The organism is Arcticibacter sp. (assembly GCF_045629565.1).
In the GTDB taxonomy this organism is placed as follows: domain Bacteria; phylum Bacteroidota; class Bacteroidia; order Sphingobacteriales; family Sphingobacteriaceae; genus Arcticibacter.
This window is the reverse complement of the sequence record NZ_JAZQRL010000028.1, coordinates 104,736-125,867: the sequence shown is the minus strand read 5'-3', so window position 1 is coordinate 125,867 and position 21,132 is coordinate 104,736. Positions and strand designations below refer to the sequence as shown.

Genomic DNA, 21,132 nt, shown 5'->3' with positions numbered 1-21,132 from the left:
ATGTTGTTGCCTTATTATCAGGATGTATTTGTTGAAGCGGGATGTGATGAGGCAGGACGGGGTTGCCTGGCCGGACCGGTATTTGCTGCGGCGGTTATTTTACCCCGGGACTTTGCTCACGATATCCTCACTGATTCCAAGCAATTAAAGGCGGAAGAAAGAGCCGGACTAAGAACCTTCATTGAAAAAAATGCCCTTGCCTGGGCCGTGGCGGACGTAGATCATGAAGAGATCGATAGGATCAATATCCTGAACGCTTCTTTCCTTGCTATGCATAGGGCCCTGGATATGTTGAGCATGCGTCCTGAACATGTACTTGTTGACGGTAACCGGTTTAAAAAATACGGCGAACTCGCTCATACCTGCGTCGTAAAAGGTGATGGAAAGTATTTCTCTATTGCTGCCGCCTCTATTCTTGCAAAAACCTATCGTGATGAATTCATGCAAAAGATCGCGTGTCTCCATCCCGAGTACGAATGGCATTCTAACAAAGGTTACCCCACAATAAAACACAGGAATGCTGTGCTGAAGCATGGATTTTCTCCTTATCACCGGAAAACTTTTCGGGTAACAGATCCTCAAATGGATCTTTTTCATTCGTCTGATGCAGATATTGAGCTTGTTTAGCCCTTTATTGGTTGAATCTGCTTGAATGTTACCCGCATATTTATATTTTTGTCGCGCTGCGACTTTATTCTGAGTCCCTAAGCGTTCGATAACTCCTCATATAAATAGAATTTTATGAAAGACATTGCTTTATTGGAAAAACATATTGCTCTCGGAGCCAAAATAGTGCCGTTTGCCGGATTCAATATGCCCGTTCAGTATGAAGGGATCAATGCAGAACATGCTGCCGTAAGAAATGGTGTTGGTGTGTTCGATGTAAGTCACATGGGCGAATTTATTCTTAAAGGAAAAGGTGCTCTTGATCTTATTCAGCGTGTTACATCCAATGATGCGTCTAAACTGGTTGACGGGAAAGTGCAATATAGCTATCTTCCAAATGAGGATGGAGGAATCGTTGATGACCTCCTGGTGTATCGTATCGACGAGAGTACATACCTGCTCGTGGTGAACGCGTCCAATATTGAAAAAGACCTTCAATGGATCCAGAAGTATAATGACTTTGACGTGGAAATCAAGGATATTTCAGACCGCACATCCTTGCTGGCGGTGCAAGGCCCTAAAGCAACTGCCGTCCTGCAACGGTTGACGGAGATCGACCTATCTTCCATGGAGTATTATTCCTTTAAGAAGGGGACTTTCGCAGGTGTGGAAAACGTATTAATTTCGGCAACAGGTTACACCGGTGCGGGCGGTTTCGAACTGTATTTTGACAATGAGCATGCCGTACAAATCTGGGACGCTATTTTTGAAGCTGGAAAAGATAGTGATATCAAGCCTATCGGCCTTGGCGCACGCGATACGTTGCGTCTGGAGAAAGGCTTCTGTCTTTACGGAAACGATATTGATGATACCACTTCTCCTTTGGAAGCGGGACTTGGCTGGATCACAAAATTCGCCACCAATTTTACCAATTCCAAAGCACTTGAAGCGCAGAAGAAGGCGGGCCTTAAAAATAAACTTATAGGTTTTGAGATGATTGAGCGAGGTATTCCACGCCATAATTACCCCATTACCAATGAATCTGGAGATGTTATAGGCCACGTAACCTCAGGGACACAGTCTCCTACACTTCAAAAGGCTATAGGTATGGGTTATGTAGATATCGCCTTTGCAGAACCCGGAACGGAAATTTTTATCGCCATCCGAAATGCCGGTGTCCGGGCTCGTGTTGTTAAATTTCCTTTTGTATAGATAAGTTGAAAACTCAAAAATCCGACAATCAAGGCAGCTTAAATGTGGAAGTTTGCCTTACTCCCGCCTTGCTCCCCTTATATGATATTGAAAACAGTATCGTCGTTGTAATAGACATTTTCCGGGCAACCTCATCCATTTGTTATGGTATAGAGAACGGTGCAAGCGCAATTATACCCGTTTCTCATGTGGAAGAATGTTCTGCTTATCATGGTAGCGGATGCCTGCTCGCTGCTGAGCGCGATGGCAGGGTAGTCGAAGGCTTTGACTTCGGCAACTCCCCCTTCTCTTATGTTGCTGAAAAAGTGGAGGGAAAAACGATTGTGCTAACCACCACCAATGGTACGCATGCCATACAGCTGTCACGAAGCGCCAAACAGATACTTATAGGCTCATTCTTCAATCTCACTGCCCTTGCCGATTATCTGATCAGCACGAAGCAAAACGTTCTCCTGGTTTGCGCAGGCTGGAAGAACAAGTTCAATCTCGAAGATACCATCTTTGCGGGTGCAATGGTTAACAAACTTAAGCCTGCAGCCTATACGCCCGACGACTCCTCTATCGCCGCCGAAGACCTCTATCTTTTGGCAAAAGATGATCTGCGTGGTTATCTGAAAAAGACTTCTCACAGTGAGCGCTTAATGAAACTTGGAATCGAAGCCGACATATCCTTTTGTTTAAACATAGATATTACTACTGCTATTCCGGTACTTGAAGGAGATAAGCTTGTAAAGCTTAAGTAGCGCCAGGTCTTACTTAAGCTTCAAATTGTTTTGATGACGATCCGCATCCCGGATCGTTTTTTTTTGCAAGTTTTTCTCCAGTGCTTCTGTCAGGTTAATGCCTGTTTGGTTGGCAAGACATATCAACACAAAAAGGACGTCAGCCATTTCATCTCCCAGGTCAACGGCTTTGTCTGATTCTTTAAAAGACTGCTCACCATAGCGTCGGGACATGATTCTTGCTACTTCGCCCACCTCTTCCATAAGGATAGCCGTATTGGTAAGTTCATTAAAATAGCGGATCCCGGTCGTCTTTATCCAACTGTCAACCAGTGCCTGTGCTTCTTCGATTTTCATATCCTTAGTGATTGTCTTTGTCCTGTGTGTCCATCACGATCGTGACCGGACCGTCATTGACCAGATTGATTTTCATATCGGCACCAAAGATGCCTGTTGCTATCGTCATGCCGGTAAGTCTGGAAAGCTCCGCCTTCATCTGTTCATACACAGGTATAGCGGTGCCGGGCTTTGCAGCACGGGTGAATCCCGGCCGGTTCCCCTTTTTGGTTGAGGCGAACAGCGTAAATTGTGAAACGAGTAAAATAGAGCCATGGATGTCAACCAGTGAGCGGTTCATCTTCCCCTCGTCGTCACCAAAGATTCGCATATGGACAATCTTCTGGGCGAGCCAGATAATGTCTGTATCCGTGTCAGTTTCCTCAACGCCAAGCAACACCAGCAAGCCTTGCCGGATAGATCCTGTTACTTCTCCATCCACTATACACGAAGCTTCTGTTACACGTTGAATAACTGCTCTCATTAGCTTCTGGTGTCGTGATTGTGAAAAATGCTCAGGTAACTTTCATAGCGGGAAAGCTCTATGTCATTATTTTTAACCGCCTCAAGTACAGAACATCCCGGTTCATTGATGTGGCGGCAATTATTGAATCTGCACTCATTCATGCGCTTTCGCATCTCCGGAAAGAAATGCCCCAGTTCACCCTTGTCAATGTCAATTACCCCCAGCTCTCGTATTCCCGGCGAATCAATAAGGTAACCACCACCCGGAAGGGGGTGCATCTCAGCAAAGGTGGTTGTATGCTTCCCTTGATCGCTCCAGTCGGATATCTCCCCGGTCTTCAGACTCATGCCCGGGATCAGCGTGTTGATGAGCGTAGACTTACCCACACCCGAATGACCGGAGAAAAGGCTGACCTTATCTTTAAGCAGTCCTTCGATGATGTCGAGATTAGTACCTTCAAGCGCAGAAACTTCATAGCATGGATACCCGATGCTGGTATATATATGTTTGTATTCGGCAAGTATCTCCATGCCTTCCTCGCTGAAAAGGTCGAGCTTATTAAAGATTAGCTTGGCAGGGATATCATAGGCCTCAGCTGTCACCAGAAATCGGTCAATGAAGCCAAGCGATGTCCTTGGGGAGGCAAGTGTAACGACCAAAAATGCCTGATCCAGGTTTGCCGCAATAATCTGAGCCTGTTTAGACAGGTTGACCGACTTACGTATAATATAGTTTTTTCTCGGAACGAGATGGGTAATGATGCCGGTTCTTTGCTCTGGCTCCATTTCAATATCCACCCGGTCCCCAACGGCTATCGGATTGGTTGTCTGTATATCCTTCGTTCTGAACTTTCCCTTTATACGGCAGTCCACAATATTCCCTGTGTCGGTCGCAACCTGATACCAACTCCCCGTAGACTTAATAACTAATCCTTGCATAAAGCTGTAAATTTAAGAATTGCGGATAAACCGGATGCTTCTTATAACATAATTATGTCCCCAAAAGCTTTTTTAGTCAAAAAAAGTGTCAGCCACTTGGTTTTATTGATATTAACTGCGTATTTTAGGCACACAAAATGAATATACTTATCTATACCATTTTTATTACGACTACTACCATCACGCTGATATGGCCTGGAGGAAGATCGGTTATGGTGTAACTTTAACATAAAAAAAGAAACCATTACAAGCGCCTTCCTCCGATAAGGGGAAGGCGCTTTTTTTATAAAATAACGAATAAATGAAGGTTCTTAAATTTGGCGGTACTTCCGTAGGCTCAGAAAAAAGTATAAGCGCCATAATCGAAATTCTTAAACGGGAAACAGCAGATAACGGGTCTCCTATAGTTGTACTCTCCGCTATGGGAGGAGTAACCAACCTTCTTTCTACGATGGCCAGTAAAGCCGCGTCAGGTGAAAGCTTCACAGAATACCTGGCAGAGCTTCAAAACAGACATTTTGATGTCATCAAAGCACTGCTTGATGTCCCTCGCCAAAACCCGGTGTTCACCAGGCTGAAATTGTATTTTAACGAGCTGGAAGATATCCTGCAAGGTATTTCGAGTCTGCGCGAACTAACCCCAAGGATTAATGACCTTGTTTTGAGCTATGGTGAGCGCTGCTCCACCTTACTGGTAAGTAAGATCGCAGAGCAGCATTTTGGAGAAGCAGTATTTGCTGATGCTACCGAGCTCGTCAGAACAGACAGCAACTTCGGACAGGCACATGTGAATACGCCTCTTTCTGAAATGCTTATTCGTGATTTTTACCAACAGCATGCAGCAAAGCTTATTTTTGTTACCGGCTTTATCGCAAGCAACGAAGAAGGCAGGATAACGACTCTTGGACGCGGAGGAAGTGACTATACTGCTGCGCTGATCGGTTCTGCACTTCACTGTGAAGCTATCGAGATCTGGACAGATGTGAATGGAATGATGACCGCAGACCCTCGTATGGTAAAAAAGGCCTTTCCTCTGGAAGAGTTATCGTATACTGAGGCAATGGAGCTTTCCTATTTCGGGGCGAAAGTTATTTATCCTCCAACCATGATCCCGGCCTTTCTTAAAAAGATCCCTATTGTTATTCGCAATACGTTTGAGCCGGAGTTTCCCGGAACAGTTATCCGTCATGATTGCCGGGATGCAAAGCATAATATCAAAGGAATATCATCCATCAACGAGATCAGCCTCCTGAACTTGCAGGGCAGCGGAATGGTGGGTAAGGCAGGATTTAGCGGAAGGTTATTCTCATTGCTCGCGCGAGAGCAGATTAACGTGATCCTCATTACCCAGTCGTCATCTGAACACAGTATTACATTTGCTGTCAAGCCGGCAGACGCGTTGAACGCCAGAAGACTTATAGAGCGTGAGTTTGAACTCGAACTGGAAGCCAAAAAGATAGACCTTCCCGTCATCGAAGAATCTCTCTCTATCCTGGCGATCGTCGGTGAGAACATGAAAGAAACTCCCGGTATCTCCGGAACCCTCTTCCAGGCGCTTGGCAGGAATGGTGTCAATGTAAGAGCTATTGCCCAGGGTTCGTCCGAGTACAATATATCGGTGATTATATCACGTCATGACCTGGCGAAGGCTTTAAACGCTGTCCATGACGCTTTCTATACGGATCTGAAGAAGACCCTTAACGTATTCTGTCTTGGAACCGGTAATATCGGTAAAACGTTGTTCCGCCAGATAGGAGAACACAGGGACTTTCTGCAGAAACAGAACGGCATACTGATCAATGTGATCGGTATCAGCAACAGCCGGAAGATGGCGTTTAATCAGGAAGGTCTGAACCTGGAGAACCTGCAGGAGGTGCTGTTTGAATCCGGTGAAGATGCCGATCTTGACTTGTTCATTTCCCGGATGAAGGAAATGAACCTCCCCAACGCCGTTTTTGTAGACAATACAGCAAGCGCTCTTCCAATCAGCCGCTACGCCGAAGTATTCAGCTCCAATATCTCCGTCGTGACTTGTAACAAAATAGGAAACTCGTCCGACTATGCCCAGTATCGTCATTTCCGTGACCTGGCTCATAAGCATGGCGTTGACTTTTACTATGAAACCAATGTAGGTGCCGGCCTGCCGATCATCCGGACTTTGAAAGATCTGATGATGAGCGGAGATAGGGTGATTCGCATAGAGGCAATCCTTTCGGGTACCATCTCATTTATATTTAACAATTTCAAAGGTGATGCCAGCTTCCACGATGTCGTGAAACTCGCCCAGGAGAAAGGCTTTACGGAGCCCGATCCACGTGATGACCTTAGTGGTATGGACTTCATGAGAAAAATGCTAATCCTCGCCCGTGACGCAGGTCATGAGCTCGAGCAGAGTGATATCCGCATACAGAACATTCTTCCGCAATCATGTCTGGATGCCCAGTCAGTTGACGAATTCTATGCGGAGCTACTCGCCAATAACGACTATTTCGAGCAGATAAAAAAGGAAGCTGAAGCGACTGGAAAGGTGCTCAGGTATATCGGTAAACTGGAAGATGGAAAGGTTGCTATCACCTTGCAAATGGTAGATGACTCCCACGCCTTCTATATGCTGTCGGGCAGTGACAATATTATATCATTTACCACAGACAGATATAAAGACCGTCCGCTTGTTGTAAAAGGTCCGGGTGCAGGAGCTGAAGTTACCGCTGCCGGTGTATTTTCTGACATCGTTAATGTAGGAGCATAATGAAAGAGTCTATTAAAGTTTTTGCCCCTGCTACAGTAGCGAATGTAGTATGCGGTTTTGATGTGCTCGGCTTTGCAGTAGATGCTCCGGGTGATGAGGTCATCATGCGCCGGAAAGCCGAGCCTGGTGTCATCATTACTAAAATAACAGGCGACGACGGAAGGCTGCCTATGGATGCTTCAAAAAATACGGTTAGTGCCAGTGTACAGGATTATCTTGCGCATATCGGCCGGCCAGATATAGGGGTGGAAATAGAACTCCATAAGAAAATGCCGATCGGTAGCGGACTTGGATCCAGTTCCGCAAGTACAGTTGCCGGCTTATATGCAATCAACACGTTGCTGGATGAACCATTAAGCCGCATGGATCTCGTGCCCTTCGCTATGAAAGGGGAGGAGCTGGCATGTGGCTCAGGACATGCCGACAACGTTGCCCCGGCATTATTGGGAGGCTTTATCCTGATCCGCAGCTACGAGCCGCTTGACCTGATTAAGCTGCCTTACCCCGAGTCATTGTATTGCGCCATCGTCTTCCCTGATGTTGACGTCCCTACCCGCGACGCGAGGCGTATGATCCGTGATAAGGTCTTCCTTAAGGACGCTGTAATACAATGGGGAAATGTTGCTGGTCTGGTCTCTGGCTTATATACCAAAGACATCGACCTCATCGGCCGGAGCATGATAGATGTGCTGGTGGAACCCGTTCGCTCCATATTGATACCCGACTTTTATAAACTGCGTGAAATAGCCATGAACCTTGGTGCCGTTAGTTTTGGTATCTCCGGATCGGGTCCTTCCGTATTCTCCTTTGCCAGGGATAAGGAAACCGCTGACAAGATCACGTCAGAAATAAAGAAGCACTTAAACGCATTACAAATAGGATGTCAAACATACGTGTCTCCCATAAATGGTGAAGGACCACGTATTTTAGATTAAGAGAGATGAAATTATACAGCACAAACAACCCTGGCCTCACCGTTGATTTCAAGGAGGCCGTGTTCAACAGCATGCCGCAGGACAAGGGACTTTATATGCCGGACACGATCACGCCCTTAGACGCAGAGTTTCTGGACAACATCGAGATGTGCTCGCTGGAGCAGATTGCGTTCAAAGTGGCTAACCATATTCTTGATGGTGCCATTCCTGAAGATGACCTGAAATCTATCGTAGCAGATGCGATAAATTTCCCGGCTCCGGTAGTAAAGCTCGATGAGGATACCTATGTTCTGGAACTATTCCATGGTCCGTCACTTGCGTTTAAAGACTTCGGAGCACGCTTCATGAGCCGTGTGATGGGGTATTTTATGGAAGACGGAGAAAAGACGCTCAACGTATTGGTAGCGACTTCCGGTGATACCGGCGGAGCTGTCGCCTTAGGCTTCCTGGGTGTGGAGAACACGCAGGTCACCATCTTGTACCCCAGAGGCAAAGTAAGCCTGATACAAGAGCTGCAGCTTACCACGAACGGTCAGAATATCCGCGCTGTGGAAATCGACGGCACATTTGATGATTGCCAGGCGCTGGTTAAACAAGCCTTTACCGACAAGGATCTGAACGAAAAGTTTCGTCTCACCTCGGCGAATTCTATCAATATCGCCAGGCTCATCCCGCAGACTTTCTATTATTTCAATGCTTATGCGCAATTGAAGCGGCAAGGTAAAACCGATATCATATTCTCCGTCCCAAGCGGAAATTTCGGCAACATAGGTGCCGGTCTGCTGGCCTGGAAGCTGGGGCTTCCCGTAAAGCATTTCATTGCGGCAACTAATATTAATGACACCGTCCCTCAGTTTCTGCAAACCGGTGTTTATACGCCTAAGCCATCTGTTGCAACGTTATCAAACGCAATGGACGTCGGGAATCCAAGTAACTGGGTCAGGATTATGAACCTTTTTCATGATGATGCAGAGGCCCTGAAAGAAGTGGTAACGGGTTACAGTTATGATGATGGTCAAACGGCAGATGCGGTCAATGTAGTATTTGAAGATTACCAATATGTAGTTTGTCCGCATACAGCGATTGCCTGGATGGCAATCGGTCAGTATCGTTACGATTCCAGAGACAATACGAGTACAGCGGTCTTTCTGTCAACAGCTCACCCCTGCAAGTTTCCTGATGTATACGAAGGCAAGATTAAGGACAGTATCACCATCCCGGATCAGGTTGCGGACCTTCTCGGCAAGCCTAAGCAGTCTGTTGAAATGGGCGCAGATTATGAATCATTCAAGAATTACCTGCTCAACAGTTAATTCGCTCCACCAGATATTGAGAAAGGGAAGCTCACCATGCAATGAGCTTCCCTTTTCTGTATAACGTTGCCAGCCGCGCAGCAATAGCACAACCTAAAATATAGCCTCCGCAATACGTCGCGTGGGTTCCGCATTGCTCATGGTGTAATAATGCAATACGGGCGCACCAAACTTCATGAGTTCCCTGGATTGCTGAATCATCCACTCTATTCCTGCTTCCTTCACAGCCTTGTCGTCAGAGCATGCCAGAACGGCATCGCTTAAGTCCTCGGGAATGTCAATATGAAATATCTTAGGCAGATTAATCAGCTGCTTTGCCGAAGTGATCGGTTTCAGGCCGGGAATGATCGGTACCGTAATATCGTTTTCCCGACAGGTTCTGACAAAGTCAAAATACTTTTGATTATCGAAGAACATCTGAGTAACAATGAAATTTGCACCCATGTCCACTTTTTTCTTCAAGTAGTTGAAGTCTGTCTTCAGGTTGGGTGCTTCAAAATGCTTTTCCGGATAACCCGCTACTCCAATGCAAAAATCAGTTCTGTTGGTATCGTAATTATCGTGCAGATATTTGCCCCGGTTGAAGTTCGAGACCTGCTCTAATAAGTCTGTTGCATAAGTGTGCCCCCCTGGTGTTGGGATGAAAGATGCATCCGCTTTACGGGCATCGCCACGCAAGACCAGAACATTATCGATTCCCAGAAACTGGAGATCGATAAGCGCGTTCTCTGTCTCCTCCTTGGTAAAGCCTCCGCAGATTAAATGCGGCACAGCATCTACCTTGTAGCGGTTCATGATCGAAGCGCAAATAGCGACGGTTCCCGGACGCTTCCGATAGGCAACCTGCTCCAGCAAACCGGTGGGATGTTGTTTATAAATATAATCTTCCCGATGGTAGGTTACATCAATGAAGGGAGGGTTAAATTCCATAAGCGGATCAATGGCATCATAGATCTGTTGGATTCCATTTCCTTTTATGGGAGGTATGAGTTCAAAAGAAAACAGCGTTTTCCCTGCGGCTTTTTCAATATGTTCGGTGATTTTCATCGGAATGGTCTCTTTATAATGGAGCTGGCGCAAGACATGGTAATGTCTTGCGCTGCTGTAACTTTAATAACTAAATATAAGCAGTCCTTAGTAGGCGAGGTTAGGACCCAGCCATTTCTCCACCAGCTCAACCGGTTCGTTCCTGCGCCCCGCATAGTCTTCAACCTGGTCTTTGTTGATTTTTCCCAAACCGAAGTACCGAGCCTCAGGATGCGAAAAGTAAAACCCGCTCACCGACGATGCCGGATACATGGCGAAGCTCTCGGTTAAATGGATCTCCGCATTCTTTTCCGCTTCCAGGAGATCAAACAAGGTTCGCTTTTCGGTATGATCAGGACAAGCCGGGTATCCCGGTGCCGGTCTGATTCCCTGATACTGCTCTTTGATGAGATCGGCGTTCGTGAGCTCCTCATCTTTCGCGTACCCCCAGTACTCCCTTCTTACCAGCTCATGCATCCTTTCGGCGAAAGCCTCCGCCAGACGGTCCGCCAGGGCTTTAACCATGATACTGTTATAATCGTCATGCACCTTTTCAAACCGTTCAACCAGTTCATCCGTACCGATTCCCGCAGTCACTGCAAAACCACCAAAATAGTCTTTGACGCCTGACTCTTTCGGTGCAATAAAATCGGCCAGAGCGTAGTACGGGTCGTTCTTTACTTTCTCGGCCTGCTGCCTTAGTGTGTATATCGTGGCTGTCTTATCCGCATCAAAGCTCCCTGTGCCGGATAGGTCAAGCACAATATCATCCCCATCCGAATAAGCTGGCCAAAAGCCGATCACGGCCTTTGCTTTCAATAGCTTCTCGTCGATGATCTGCTTCAGCAAAAGCTGAGCATCGTCAAAAAGTATTTTTGCTTCAGGTCCTACGTTAGGATCATTAAAGATCTTCGGATAGCTTCCCTTCAGCTCCCAGGTATGGAAGAAAGGAGTCCAGTCAATATAAGGAAGGAGCTCTTCAAGGGGATAATCTTCAAACGTTTTCGTTCCTGTGAACGCTGGGGCAGTTTGCACTACAGCGTCCAGATTAATCCGGAACCTGTCCGCCCGCGCCTCTTCAATCGTCTTCAGCTTTTTGTCTGTCCGTTTGTTTAAGTGAGCTTCTCTTGCCTTAGCATACTCATCCTTTACTTTCTGAATATAATCGTCCCTCGTTTCCGGATTCATCAGGTTGCTGCAAACAGAGACACTTCGTGAAGCATCAAGTACATGTATAGCGCACCCCGAATAATTAGGAGCTACTTTCACGGCAGCATGAATCCGCGAAGTAGTGGCACCGCCGATCATCAGCGGCATGGTGAAGCCTTCGCGCTCCATTTCTTTGGCAAAGTGTACCATCTCATCGAGAGAAGGAGTAATCAGTCCACTAAGTCCGATGATGTCGACATTTTCTTCTTTTGCCCGCTTTAAGATTTCCTGGGCCGGAACCATCACACCCATGTCGATCACCTCGAAGTTGTTGCAGGCCAGTACCACACCGACGATATTCTTGCCGATGTCGTGCACGTCACCCTTTACAGTGGCCATCAAAATCTTTCCTGCCGAACTTGAACTGGTATCTGAAGGATTCAGCAGCTTTTCCTCTTCAATGAAAGGAAGCAGATAAGCAACCGCCTTCTTCATAACACGGGCCGATTTTACTACCTGAGGCAAAAACATCTTACCGGCACCAAAGAGGTCACCTACAATGTTCATTCCGTCCATAAGCGGCCCTTCGATAACCTGCAAAGGCCGTGCGTAGGTCAGTCTCGCCTCCTCTACGTCGTCGTCCAGGTATTCCGTTATACCTTTTACAAGTGCATGCGACAGGCGTTTTTCCACAGATCCCTTACGCCATTCCTCATCCTTCACCACTTCCTTTCCCTTCGCTTTTACCGTTTCGGCGAAGTCCACCAGGCGCTCCGTGGCGTCTTCCCTGCGATTGAGCAGGACATCCTCCACGCGCACGAGCAGTTCCTTTGGTATTTCCTCATACACTTCTAACATCCCGGCGTTTACTATCCCCATATCCAGACCTGCCTTGATGGCATGGTATAGGAAAGCGGAGTGCATGGCCTCACGCACCACATTGTTCCCTCTGAAGGAGAAGGATATATTGGATACCCCACCGCTTACTTTTGCATAAGGAAGGTTTTCCTTGATCCAGCGGGTGGCGTTGATGAAATCAACAGCGTAATTATTATGTTCTTCCAGTCCTGTCGCTACTGTCAGGATGTTGGGGTCAAAGATGATGTCCTGAGGAGGAAAGCCCACCTTATCCACCAATATATCATAGGAGCGCTTGCATATTTCGATGCGTCGTTCGTAGTTGTCGGCCTGACCTTGCTCGTCAAATGCCATCACCACTATCGCAGCTCCATATTTCATGATCGTTTGAGCGCTCCGGACAAACTTTTCCTCACCTTCTTTGAGCGATATCGAGTTCACGATTCCTTTTCCCTGCAGGCATTTCAGTCCGTTCTCTATGACCGTCCATTTAGAAGAATCGACCATTATAGGAAGCTTTGCAATATCGGGTTCTGAAGCGATCAGGTTCAGGAAACGGGTCATGGCGGCTTCCGAATCGAGCATCCCCTCATCCATGTTGACATCAATAATCTGGGCACCGCCCTCAACCTGTTGCAGGGCTACTGCCAACGCCGCTTCGTAGTTGCCGCTCAGGATCAGTTTCGAGAACTTGGGCGAGCCCGTAATATTGGTACGTTCCCCGATGTTAACAAACATCGTATCCGGCTTGATCGTGACAGGTTCCAGGCCGCTCAGACGCATGTAAGGCTCTACCTGCGGTATCTTCCTGGGCGCAACTTTTGCTGCCTTGTCCGCGATACAGCCAATGTGCTCGGGTGTGGTTCCGCAACAGCCACCCACGATGTTCACAAAGCCGCTTTCTATAAAATCCTCCAGGAGGTGAGCCGTCTCATGAGCCGTTTCGTCGTACGCACCAAATTCATTGGGAAGTCCGGCATTTGGGTAAGCCGAAACATAACAAGGAGCTTTAGCAGCAAGCTCTTCAATATGCGGCCTCATTTCCTTAGCACCCAACGCACAGTTCAAGCCAATGCTGAGCAGGTTGGCATGTGTAAGGGAGTTCAGGAAAGCCTCAACAGTCTGTCCCGATAGTGTTCTTCCGCTCGCATCCGTGATGGTGCCGGAGATCATAATATCGATTTTTCGTCCAATTACCTGTTCGTATTCCTTGATAGCGAATATTGCGGCTTTGGCATTAAGTGTATCAAAGATAGTCTCGATAAGCAACACATCCGCACCTCCATCGATCAGACCCCTGACTTGTTCATCATAAGCGCCGACAAGATCATCGAAGGTCACCGCCCGGTATCCCGGGTCATTTACATCAGGAGACATGGAAGCAGTGCGGTTGGTAGGACCAACAGCACCCGCAACAAACCGCGGTTTATCCGGGTTGCGCAGTGTAAACTCAGTAGCTACTTCTTTTGCTATTCTGGCCCCCTCAAAGCTGAGCTCATAGGAAAGGTCCTCCATCTTATAATCAGCCATTGAGATACGTTGCGTACTGAACGTATTGGTCTCAATAATATCGGCGCCTGATTCCAGATATTCAGCATGAATGGCTTTAATGATGTCGGGACGGGTAAGATTCAACAGGTCATTGTTTCCCTTTACGTCGCAAGGGTGGTTTTTGAATCGCTCGCCACGAAAATCATCCTCAGAAAGGGAGTAGCGCTGGATCATAGTCCCCATTGCTCCATCAATCACGAGAATGCGTTTTTCTAATTCTTTCCTGATATCCATGTTGTATTTAGCATTAAGCAGGTATGCCTGCATAAAGCTTATTTTAGAAAGATCCTTCGGATTCTGCCATTAACTTATCTTTTCCCTTATTTCTTTGAATAAAATCGAGATAGAATGTAGCACCTTGTAAGCACAGGTTGCTAAGACTTCGCAGGGTCTACTCCCTCCGTCTTTCTTTATAAGCACTGCAAAAATGCGATATAATTCAGTCAAAAGCAAATGCTTGCTGAAAGGATACTCAAGTTGACTAGTAAAGCCGCCTGGTTAGCTGATCTTCGATTCTGGAGAACAGCTGTTGCGGGTTGAGTGTGCGCCAGGGGATGTTGTCCAGAGAACCGCCAAAGTTGATATAATAATCGATATTGCTTTTCTTGAATTCTTCGATAACATGCTCCCGGAAGTTGATAGCCGCGATCCATCCGTCCTCTACGTCCTGGAACCATTCTTCGTAATACAAATCGTCTGACGAGTGGAAGTTCAGAATGTTCTCCCCCAGCAGTATAAACTTGTTAATCCCTTCGTGCATCATCATTTCGATGATCTCGCGTTTCAAAAGCATGATATCATTGTAGATGGTGTCGTTCCATTCACCGATGAACTCTATGATGGCGAAGTTGCGCTCATAATCGACGAACAGGACCTTCAGATAAAGGGTCTGGGATCCAAAATAATCCCACTGCGGATGTATGAAATAGTTGTAGATCTTTTTATCGAACTCAAATTCACTATACTCTGTCTGATAGAAGGGTGAAAGCTCATCCTCCGCAGCTACATAATCATCCCGCCAGCGATAAAATGGTTCTATTTCGTGCATTTTGAGATCGTATTTTTAAATGTTTTTCTATTGATAGCAAAGGCAAATATAAGGCCATTTCTTTTGAACCTTACGAAAGCCGACGGGAATTTTTGTTTGCTATTGATGCCATCAACCCTGGCTTATAGGTAAGCAATAGGTAACCGCCTTCCTGTCTGCTGGCCTGCTGCTAGTGGGCTGCTGGTGGGCTGCTAGTGGGTGCAGCCATATTCTAGCCGCCCTGTAGCCACGTTGTAGCCACCTTTTTCCACAAATACGTGGCTACACTGTGGCTACAGGGCGGGTTCAGTGTGGCTGCACCTACAACCTGGTCAGGAGCTGCCCTTAACCTGGTCAGGAGCTGCCCTGCATCAAGATAGAGCCAGGCGTTTATGCGCGTCAATCATCGAATTAACCCGCTCAGTCAATCGGGCCTGAATTTTCTTTTAAATCTGCAAACTATTTAAAAAGAGGACGGAAAGTTGACATTCCAAGTGTTAATTTAGCATCGAAATAATCACGCATTGTCTACTCGGAAAAATTTGTTAATAGCTGCCTGTTATTCGGGTGCGCTGGTGTTAGGAATGATTTTAGGGCCCAAGTTTCATAAGGAGGATGTGAACTCCAGAAACGGCTCGTTTAAAATTTTCCGATCGGCTGGAGATGGAGGTAAAGTGGAGCAGGTGCTGGATATTATCAGAGAAAACTATGTAGACCCCATCAAGACGGATACCCTGCAAAACCTGGCGATCGATGAGATTCTGAATAATCTGGATCCGCATTCCGCCTATCTTCCACCCGTTGAGGCGCGAATGTTTACGGATGATATGGAGGGTAACTATAACGGTATCGGTATTGAATATCAGTTGTTGAACGACACCTTAATCATTACCCATATTAATAAAACCGGACCTGCGTCAAAAGCGGGGCTGCAGAGCGGTGACCAGATTGTTAAGATAGAGGACCAAAACATTGCAGGTGTTGGTATAACACCAACCAAAATTGTAAGCTTAATCAGGGGGAGGCAAAGCACACTTGTAAGGTTAACAGTAAGGCGTTATGGTTCCGGTGAAGATATCGTATTTAAAGTTCCACGTGAAAAAGTAACGGTAAGCAGCATCGATGTTTCCTATCTCATCCAGAACCGTGTGGGATATATTAAAATCAGCAAGTTCGGGGCGAAGACAGACGAGGATTTCCTTTTCGAGATGAGACGCCTTAAAAAACAGGGTATGCAGGGGCTCATCGTAGATCTTCGGGGAAACGGGGGCGGATACCTGAACGCGGCTACTGCTTTGGCGGATCAATTTTTAGGAGACCAGGAGTTAATAGTTTACACACAGGGAGAACACGAGCCACGTACCGACTACTTTGCTACAAGTGCAGGGGATTATGAGAAAGGGAAGCTGGTTATTCTGATAGACGAGGGTACCGCATCGGCAAGTGAGATTGTCGCAGGGGCGCTCCAGGATCTGGACAGGGCGACCATTGTGGGGCGCCGGTCTTTTGGAAAAGGATTGGTGCAGGAGCAATTCAACTTCGGAGACGGATCAGCCCTGAACCTGACGGTAGCCAGGTATTATACCCCTTCGGGCAGATCCATTCAAAAGCCGTATACCCGCGGAAAAATCGAATATTTTAAAGAAATATCAAACCGGATAAAGAATGGTGAACTGGTGTTCGATCAGAAACATCTGATGGACAGCCTGTATGCGACTAAAAGTAAGTACTTCAAAACGGTTTCGGGAAGAGTAGTATTCGGCGGCGGTGGTGTGATGCCGGATATTTATGTTCCTGTTGATACAGTCGGACATACGCCACTTTATTATTCATTAAGCAGTAACGCCGTATTAAATGAGCTGGTATATAGCTATCTGATTAAAAAGGCGAGGCCGGAAAGTCTGAAAGATCTCCTGGATAACTTCAGCTTAAACAGCAGTCATTATAAGCAGCTGCGAGCCCTTGCGGACAAAAGAAAGATCACATTCACAGCAACGGAATTTCAGGAGGCCAAAGGGGCCATTATGCTTGACATGAAGGCACTATTAGCACGCTTCTACTTTGGTGAAGACGCTTACTACCGGGTTTTGAATGAAACGGATAGTATGATCGAAAAGTCAATCGCCGTACTGAAATAAGCTTTACCTTTACCGTTTCGCAGGGCTTGAAGCGGTATCAATCTCCCATTCAAGACTGTCTTCAAGGCTAAGTTCAAGGTTAAGAAGAGAGTCTGCAATTCTGACTGTTTCCAGGGAGTCCTGGATTTCGATATCCCTCTTGCTGCTGCCTGTCGCACATCCTGCCATTAGCAGGATGAACGAGAAGCGTAGCAAGCTAACTAGCTTGGATTTCATTTTATTTCTGTCTGAAAAATATCTGTATAGGAACTCCGGTAAAGTCAAAGTTCTCACGCAGCTTGTTTTCCAGGAACCGCTTGTACGGGTCTTTGATATATTGCGGCAGGTTACAGAAAAAAGCAAACATCGGTGAGCTTGCCTGAATCTGTGTGATATATTTAATCTTGATATGCTTTCCTTTCAACGCCGGCGGAGGGTTGTTTTCTATGATAGGGAGCATTACATCATTTAACTTTGATGTAGAGATCTTCTTGGTTTTGTTCTCGTAAACTGCCATTGCCGCTTCAAGAGCCTTGAAGATACGTTGTTTCTCGATCACCGATGTAAAGATGATGGGTACGTCGGTAAAAGGGGATAAGCGTTCTCTGATTGTTTCCTCGAAAACTTTAGTGGTTTTGTGATTTTTTTCAATCAAATCCCATTTATTGATCAGGATCACGATGCCTTTCTTGTTCTTTTCAGCAAGGTGGAAGATATTGATGTCCTGAGACTCAATGCCATCAACCGCGTCAATCATCAGGATGTTCACGTCCGCTTCTTCAATCGCCTTGATTGTCCTCATTACGGAGTAGAACTCGATGTTTTCCTTCACCTTCGTTTTCTTACGAAGACCTGCAGTGTCAATCAGCATAAACTCATGGCCGAACTGGTTGTAGTGAATGTGAATAGAATCACGCGTGGTGCCTGCTATAGGGGTAACGATGTTCCTTTCTTTTCCGATCAGGGCATTGATTAGAGATGATTTACCTACGTTGGGGCGACCTACGATGGTGAATTTAGGAAGTGTGTTAGCTTCTTCCTGGATTTCCTGGAAGTGGCTTACGACCTCGTCCAGCAATTCGCCGGTGCCTGAGCCTGTCATTGACGAGATGCAGTAGATGTCGCCAAGTCCGAGGCTGTAAAAAATATGCGATTCGTTGATCAGCGCATTGTTATCGACCTTATTGGCAACGACTAATACCGGTTTTTTGCTTCGGCGGAGTATATCGGCGATGCTGTCGTCCAGATCTGTTATTCCGGTGGTTACATCTACCATGAAGAGGATTACTGTGGCCTCTTCGATTGCGATCATTACCTGTTCGCGGATTGCGGCCTCAAAGACATCCTCTGAATGCGCCACGTATCCGCCTGTATCTACTACTGTGAAGGGTTTCCCGATCCATTCTGCCAGTCCGTAATGGCGGTCTCTTGTCACGCCGCTCATATCATCTACAATTGCTTTCCGGGTTTCCGTCAGGCGATTGTATAAAGTTGATTTTCCAACGTTTGGACGTCCTACTATGGCTACTATATTGCTCATTATTATTTGTATTTCAGGTCCGTATTTCCGTTAACAGCCTGTTTGTTTGCTGGTAAAGATAAGCCATTTGTGGCTTAAGTGTTTTTTTTAATCTTCGTACCCGAATCTCTTCAGGTAGTTCTTGCGGTTGCGCCAATCTGGAATTACCTTGACAAACATCTGGAGAAATACCTTCTTCTGGATAAACTCCTCAATGTCGCGCCTGGCATAGGTTCCCACTTTTTTAAGCATCTCGCCGCCTTTCCCGATGAGGATGTTCTTTTGCGAATCGCGCTCGACCATAATCTCGACACTGATCCGGTCCATTTTTTCCTCCTCCTTGTATTCGGTGACGATCACCTCTGTACTGTAAGGAATCTCTTGTGCGTAAAGGGTGAAAATCTTTTCTCTGATGATTTCAGATACAAAGAAGCGCTGGTTGCGGTCGGTCAACGTATCCTTATCGTAATAGGGAGGATGCTCGGGCAGGTTCTGAATGATATAATCCATTACGCCGGCAACATTATGTTCATGAAGGGCCGATACGGCAAAGATTGCGCTTGGATTCAATTCCTGTTTCCAGTACTCAATTTTGGGGAATACATACTCCTGCTGTGATTTGTCGATCTTGTTAATGATGACAGCTACCGGAGACTGGGTATTCTTTAACTTCTCTATTACGTCTGACTCGTCGTGACGTTCGTTGATATCGGTGACGAATAAAATAATGTCGGCATCTACCAACGAATCGTTGACTGCACCCATCATGCTTTCCTGTAAGCCATATGCCGGTTTGATCACTCCTGGGGTATCCGAAAATACGATCTGATAATCCGGTTCGTTGACGATTCCCAGAATCCGGTGTCTGGTGGTTTGGGCTTTGGGTGTAATGATAGACATCTTCTCACCAACGAGGGCATTCATCAATGTTGACTTCCCTGCATTGGGCTTCCCAATTATGCTTACAAATCCGGCTTTATGTGACATGAAATATTTTTTAAAAAAGATTTGGACTGCAAAGAAACGAAATATATCTTTGCAGTCCAATTCAAACAGTGCTGGAAGTTATTCTTCAAAGCTAAAACAGAAAAAAAAGCTGTTGCTGATTGAAAAAAATAGTGCGGGGTGGAGCAGTTGGTAGCTCGTCGGGCTCATAACCCGAAGGTCATCAGTTCGAGTCTGGTCCCCGCTACCTGAAGTAAGCATAGAGATTTATCTTTTGCTTAGCTTGAATGGTCCATTCGTCTAGGGGTTAGGACGCCAGATTTTCATTCTGGTAACAGGGGTTCGATTCCCCTATGGACTACAACACGTGAAGCTTGAGAAAGCGGAGCAAAGTAAGGATGATCAGGAATGATTATCCGGACATAAAACAGTGCGGGGTGGAGCAGTTGGTAGCTCGTCGGGCTCATAACCCGAAGGTCATCAGTTCGAGTCTGGTCCCCGCTACCAAAGAAAGCATGGCAGTAATGTTAGTCGCTTTTAATGGCCCGCTCGTCTACCGGTTAGGACGCCAGATTTTCATTCTGGAAATAGGGGTTCGATTCCCCTGCGGGCTACTGAGAGGCTCCAAAGAGAGCCCGGAAGATTCAGAAACCGCCTTTAATTTGTTTAAAGGCGGTTTCCCGTTTTATACGGTTCGCCGGTACTCACCCAAATTCGACAAAGAGAACTACCTAATTACAGGAAAAAATATTATTGGCTCTTCTTCATCTGGTAAAGATTACTGGGAGCGGGGTTTACTACGATAAACAATATTTTTAGTCCCCTTGCGGGCTGCTTTCATCCATACCAAAGAATTAAACCTTGCAAATGACATCATATGCAGGGTTTTTTGATTTAAAGCATCGCCTGATTATTCGCTGCTTGATATGCATCTCGTGAGTAATTCGGTGAGTAGACCAGTTGGACATTTTCTAAGCCTCGACCAAAAAACGTAATCGTTTTGTTTTAGTGAAATTATCTCTACATTTAACCAAGTGGTTAAATGTCTTGGTTAATGGTAAAGGATCGGTCTACGGAAGAAAAAATATTGGATGCTGCGAAGAAAATTTTTATTTCTAAGGGCATGGCTGGAGCGCGTATGAAGGATATTGCCGATGAAGCCGGCATTAACAAGGCCCTATTGCATTATTATTTTCGAAGTAAAGATAAACTGTTCGAGGTGATCTTTATGGAAACGGTCTCCCGTCTGGTTCCGAGAATAAACGAGATAATGAATGCTGATTTATCATGGCAGCAAAAGATTGAAGCTTTTGCTGATGAATATATCGAAAGGATTATAGCTAATCCTTATTTACCGCTTTTCGTTATGAATGAGATGCACAAGCAGCCCGAGGAGTTTTTAAGGAAGATGTGGGGTGGCAGCAAACCACGACTAGAAAAATTTATGCTGCAAATACAACAGTCGATCGAAGCGAAGGAGATCAGACCAATACATCCCGCTCAGCTTCTTATGAACATTATGGCACTCTGCGTTTTTCCGTTTATAGGAAAGCCCATGCTCCAGATGATAACCGGAACGAATGATAAAGAATTTTTCCTCTTCATGAAGGAGCGGAAAAAGCTCGTTCCTGAATTTATTATACAGGCACTGAGAATTTAAAAA

General features: G+C 46.1%; 18 protein-coding genes, 4 tRNA genes and 1 riboswitch. Of the genes, 12 read left to right on the top strand and 10 right to left on the bottom strand.

The window, feature by feature from the left end; all coding sequences use genetic code 11:
- The 3 genes from ACKI5J_RS03545 (at position 1) to ACKI5J_RS03535 (ending at position 2,561) form a co-directional block, all read left to right on the top strand.
- On the top strand, positions 1-627 hold the full coding sequence (locus ACKI5J_RS03545; protein ID WP_407426565.1) for a ribonuclease HII: 627 nt from the start codon (positions 1-3) through the stop codon (positions 625-627).
- A gap of 114 nt (positions 628-741) precedes the next feature.
- Positions 742-1,818, top strand: a complete 1,077-nt coding sequence (gene gcvT, locus ACKI5J_RS03540) for a glycine cleavage system aminomethyltransferase GcvT (RefSeq protein ID WP_407426563.1) — start codon at positions 742-744, stop codon at positions 1,816-1,818.
- A gap of 5 nt (positions 1,819-1,823) precedes the next feature.
- Complete coding sequence (locus ACKI5J_RS03535; RefSeq protein ID WP_407426561.1) at positions 1,824-2,561, top strand: 2-phosphosulfolactate phosphatase; 738 nt, start codon at positions 1,824-1,826, stop codon at positions 2,559-2,561.
- A gap of 9 nt (positions 2,562-2,570) precedes the next feature.
- On the opposite strand, the gene ACKI5J_RS03530 is transcribed toward ACKI5J_RS03535, so the two are convergent.
- Genes ACKI5J_RS03530 through rsgA form a run of 3 tightly spaced genes read right to left on the bottom strand, consistent with a single transcriptional unit; the run spans position 2,571 to position 4,280 of the window.
- Positions 2,571-2,897 carry a nucleotide pyrophosphohydrolase gene (locus tag ACKI5J_RS03530; protein ID WP_407426559.1) on the bottom strand — a complete coding sequence of 109 codons (327 nt, stop codon included), beginning with the start codon at positions 2,895-2,897 and terminating at the stop codon, positions 2,571-2,573.
- A gap of 4 nt (positions 2,898-2,901) precedes the next feature.
- A complete protein-coding gene (dtd, locus tag ACKI5J_RS03525; RefSeq protein WP_407426557.1) occupies positions 2,902-3,360 on the bottom strand; it encodes a D-aminoacyl-tRNA deacylase in 459 nt (152 codons plus the stop codon).
- The gene (gene rsgA / locus ACKI5J_RS03520) at positions 3,360-4,280 is read right to left on the bottom strand and encodes a ribosome small subunit-dependent GTPase A (RefSeq protein ID WP_407426555.1); all 921 of its coding nucleotides are present in this window, start codon (positions 4,278-4,280) and stop codon (positions 3,360-3,362) included. Before rsgA ends, dtd begins: the two co-directional genes overlap by 1 nt.
- A 301-nt stretch (positions 4,281-4,581) precedes the next feature.
- On the opposite strand from rsgA, the gene thrA reads away from it, so the two are divergent.
- From thrA to thrC, 3 genes are read left to right on the top strand one after another with little or no spacing between them, the layout of a single operon-like run.
- The gene (gene thrA / locus ACKI5J_RS03515; RefSeq protein WP_407426553.1) at positions 4,582-7,029 is read left to right on the top strand and encodes a bifunctional aspartate kinase/homoserine dehydrogenase I; all 2,448 of its coding nucleotides are present in this window, start codon (positions 4,582-4,584) and stop codon (positions 7,027-7,029) included.
- Positions 7,029-7,964, top strand: a complete 936-nt coding sequence (locus ACKI5J_RS03510; RefSeq protein ID WP_407426551.1) for a homoserine kinase — start codon at positions 7,029-7,031, stop codon at positions 7,962-7,964. Before thrA ends, ACKI5J_RS03510 begins: the two co-directional genes overlap by 1 nt.
- A gap of 5 nt (positions 7,965-7,969) precedes the next feature.
- A complete protein-coding gene (gene thrC, locus ACKI5J_RS03505; RefSeq protein ID WP_407426549.1) occupies positions 7,970-9,277 on the top strand; it encodes a threonine synthase in 1,308 nt (435 codons plus the stop codon).
- A 93-nt stretch (positions 9,278-9,370) separates the two neighbouring features.
- Here the strand turns inward: thrC and metF are convergent, their stop codons facing one another.
- From metF to ACKI5J_RS03485, 4 genes are all read right to left on the bottom strand, one after another.
- On the bottom strand, positions 9,371-10,324 hold the full coding sequence (gene metF / locus ACKI5J_RS03500) for a methylenetetrahydrofolate reductase [NAD(P)H] (protein ID WP_407426547.1): 954 nt from the start codon (positions 10,322-10,324) through the stop codon (positions 9,371-9,373).
- 87 nt (positions 10,325-10,411) lie between these two features.
- Complete coding sequence (gene metH, locus ACKI5J_RS03495; RefSeq protein WP_407426691.1) at positions 10,412-14,095, bottom strand: methionine synthase; 3,684 nt, start codon at positions 14,093-14,095, stop codon at positions 10,412-10,414.
- A gap of 71 nt (positions 14,096-14,166) precedes the next feature.
- Positions 14,167-14,280: riboswitch (SAM riboswitch) on the bottom strand.
- 62 nt (positions 14,281-14,342) lie between these two features.
- Entirely contained in the window at positions 14,343-14,909 is a 567-nt protein-coding gene (locus ACKI5J_RS03490; RefSeq protein ID WP_407426545.1) for a hypothetical protein, read from the bottom strand.
- A gap of 211 nt (positions 14,910-15,120) precedes the next feature.
- Positions 15,121-15,291 carry a hypothetical protein gene (locus tag ACKI5J_RS03485; RefSeq protein ID WP_407426543.1) on the bottom strand — a complete coding sequence of 57 codons (171 nt, stop codon included), beginning with the start codon at positions 15,289-15,291 and terminating at the stop codon, positions 15,121-15,123.
- 121 nt (positions 15,292-15,412) lie between these two features.
- On the opposite strand from ACKI5J_RS03485, the gene ACKI5J_RS03480 reads away from it, so the two are divergent.
- Positions 15,413-17,026: a S41 family peptidase gene (locus ACKI5J_RS03480; RefSeq protein ID WP_407426541.1), complete on the top strand. Its 1,614-nt coding sequence runs from the start codon at positions 15,413-15,415 to the stop codon at positions 17,024-17,026.
- Positions 17,027-17,035: 9 nt separating this feature from the next.
- Here ACKI5J_RS03480 and ACKI5J_RS03475 read toward each other — a convergent pair whose 3' ends face one another.
- The 3 genes from ACKI5J_RS03475 to era form a co-directional block, all read right to left on the bottom strand.
- Positions 17,036-17,242, bottom strand: coding sequence for a hypothetical protein (locus ACKI5J_RS03475; RefSeq protein WP_407426539.1), 207 nt, complete (start codon positions 17,240-17,242; stop codon positions 17,036-17,038).
- Position 17,243: 1 nt separating this feature from the next.
- On the bottom strand, positions 17,244-18,545 hold the full coding sequence (gene der / locus ACKI5J_RS03470) for a ribosome biogenesis GTPase Der (protein ID WP_407426537.1): 1,302 nt from the start codon (positions 18,543-18,545) through the stop codon (positions 17,244-17,246).
- Positions 18,546-18,632: 87 nt separating this feature from the next.
- A complete protein-coding gene (gene era / locus ACKI5J_RS03465) occupies positions 18,633-19,511 on the bottom strand; it encodes a GTPase Era (RefSeq protein WP_407426535.1) in 879 nt (292 codons plus the stop codon).
- A 132-nt stretch (positions 19,512-19,643) separates the two neighbouring features.
- Between era and ACKI5J_RS03460 the strand changes: the two genes are divergently transcribed.
- The 5 genes from ACKI5J_RS03460 (at position 19,644) to ACKI5J_RS03440 (ending at position 21,129) form a co-directional block, all read left to right on the top strand.
- A tRNA-Met gene (locus ACKI5J_RS03460) sits at positions 19,644-19,716 on the top strand.
- A gap of 42 nt (positions 19,717-19,758) precedes the next feature.
- A tRNA-Glu gene (locus ACKI5J_RS03455) sits at positions 19,759-19,830 on the top strand.
- Positions 19,831-19,900: 70 nt separating this feature from the next.
- Positions 19,901-19,976, top strand: a tRNA-Met gene (locus ACKI5J_RS03450).
- Positions 19,977-20,011: 35 nt separating this feature from the next.
- Positions 20,012-20,083, top strand: a tRNA-Glu gene (locus ACKI5J_RS03445).
- 428 nt (positions 20,084-20,511) lie between these two features.
- Positions 20,512-21,129 carry a TetR/AcrR family transcriptional regulator gene (locus tag ACKI5J_RS03440; protein ID WP_407426533.1) on the top strand — a complete coding sequence of 206 codons (618 nt, stop codon included), beginning with the start codon at positions 20,512-20,514 and terminating at the stop codon, positions 21,127-21,129.
- Positions 21,130-21,132: the final 3 nt, after the last annotated feature.

Coding starts and splice junctions, on each gene's coding strand:
- ACKI5J_RS03440 (WP_407426533.1), top strand. CDS start 20,512: ATGTCTTGGTTAATGGTAAAGGATCGGTCTACGGAAGAAAAAATATTG.
- ACKI5J_RS03475 (WP_407426539.1), bottom strand. CDS start 17,242: ATGAAATCCAAGCTAGTTAGCTTGCTACGCTTCTCGTTCATCCTGCTA.
- der (WP_407426537.1), bottom strand. CDS start 18,545: ATGAGCAATATAGTAGCCATAGTAGGACGTCCAAACGTTGGAAAATCA.
- ACKI5J_RS03545 (WP_407426565.1), top strand. CDS start 1: ATGTTGTTGCCTTATTATCAGGATGTATTTGTTGAAGCGGGATGTGAT.
- metF (WP_407426547.1), bottom strand. CDS start 10,324: ATGAAAATCACCGAACATATTGAAAAAGCCGCAGGGAAAACGCTGTTT.
- metH (WP_407426691.1), bottom strand. CDS start 14,095: ATGGATATCAGGAAAGAATTAGAAAAACGCATTCTCGTGATTGATGGA.
- rsgA (WP_407426555.1), bottom strand. CDS start 4,280: ATGCAAGGATTAGTTATTAAGTCTACGGGGAGTTGGTATCAGGTTGCG.
- era (WP_407426535.1), bottom strand. CDS start 19,511: ATGTCACATAAAGCCGGATTTGTAAGCATAATTGGGAAGCCCAATGCA.
- thrC (WP_407426549.1), top strand. CDS start 7,970: ATGAAATTATACAGCACAAACAACCCTGGCCTCACCGTTGATTTCAAG.
- ACKI5J_RS03510 (WP_407426551.1), top strand. CDS start 7,029: ATGAAAGAGTCTATTAAAGTTTTTGCCCCTGCTACAGTAGCGAATGTA.
- gcvT (WP_407426563.1), top strand. CDS start 742: ATGAAAGACATTGCTTTATTGGAAAAACATATTGCTCTCGGAGCCAAA.
- ACKI5J_RS03490 (WP_407426545.1), bottom strand. CDS start 14,909: ATGCACGAAATAGAACCATTTTATCGCTGGCGGGATGATTATGTAGCT.
- dtd (WP_407426557.1), bottom strand. CDS start 3,360: ATGAGAGCAGTTATTCAACGTGTAACAGAAGCTTCGTGTATAGTGGAT.
- ACKI5J_RS03530 (WP_407426559.1), bottom strand. CDS start 2,897: ATGAAAATCGAAGAAGCACAGGCACTGGTTGACAGTTGGATAAAGACG.
- thrA (WP_407426553.1), top strand. CDS start 4,582: ATGAAGGTTCTTAAATTTGGCGGTACTTCCGTAGGCTCAGAAAAAAGT.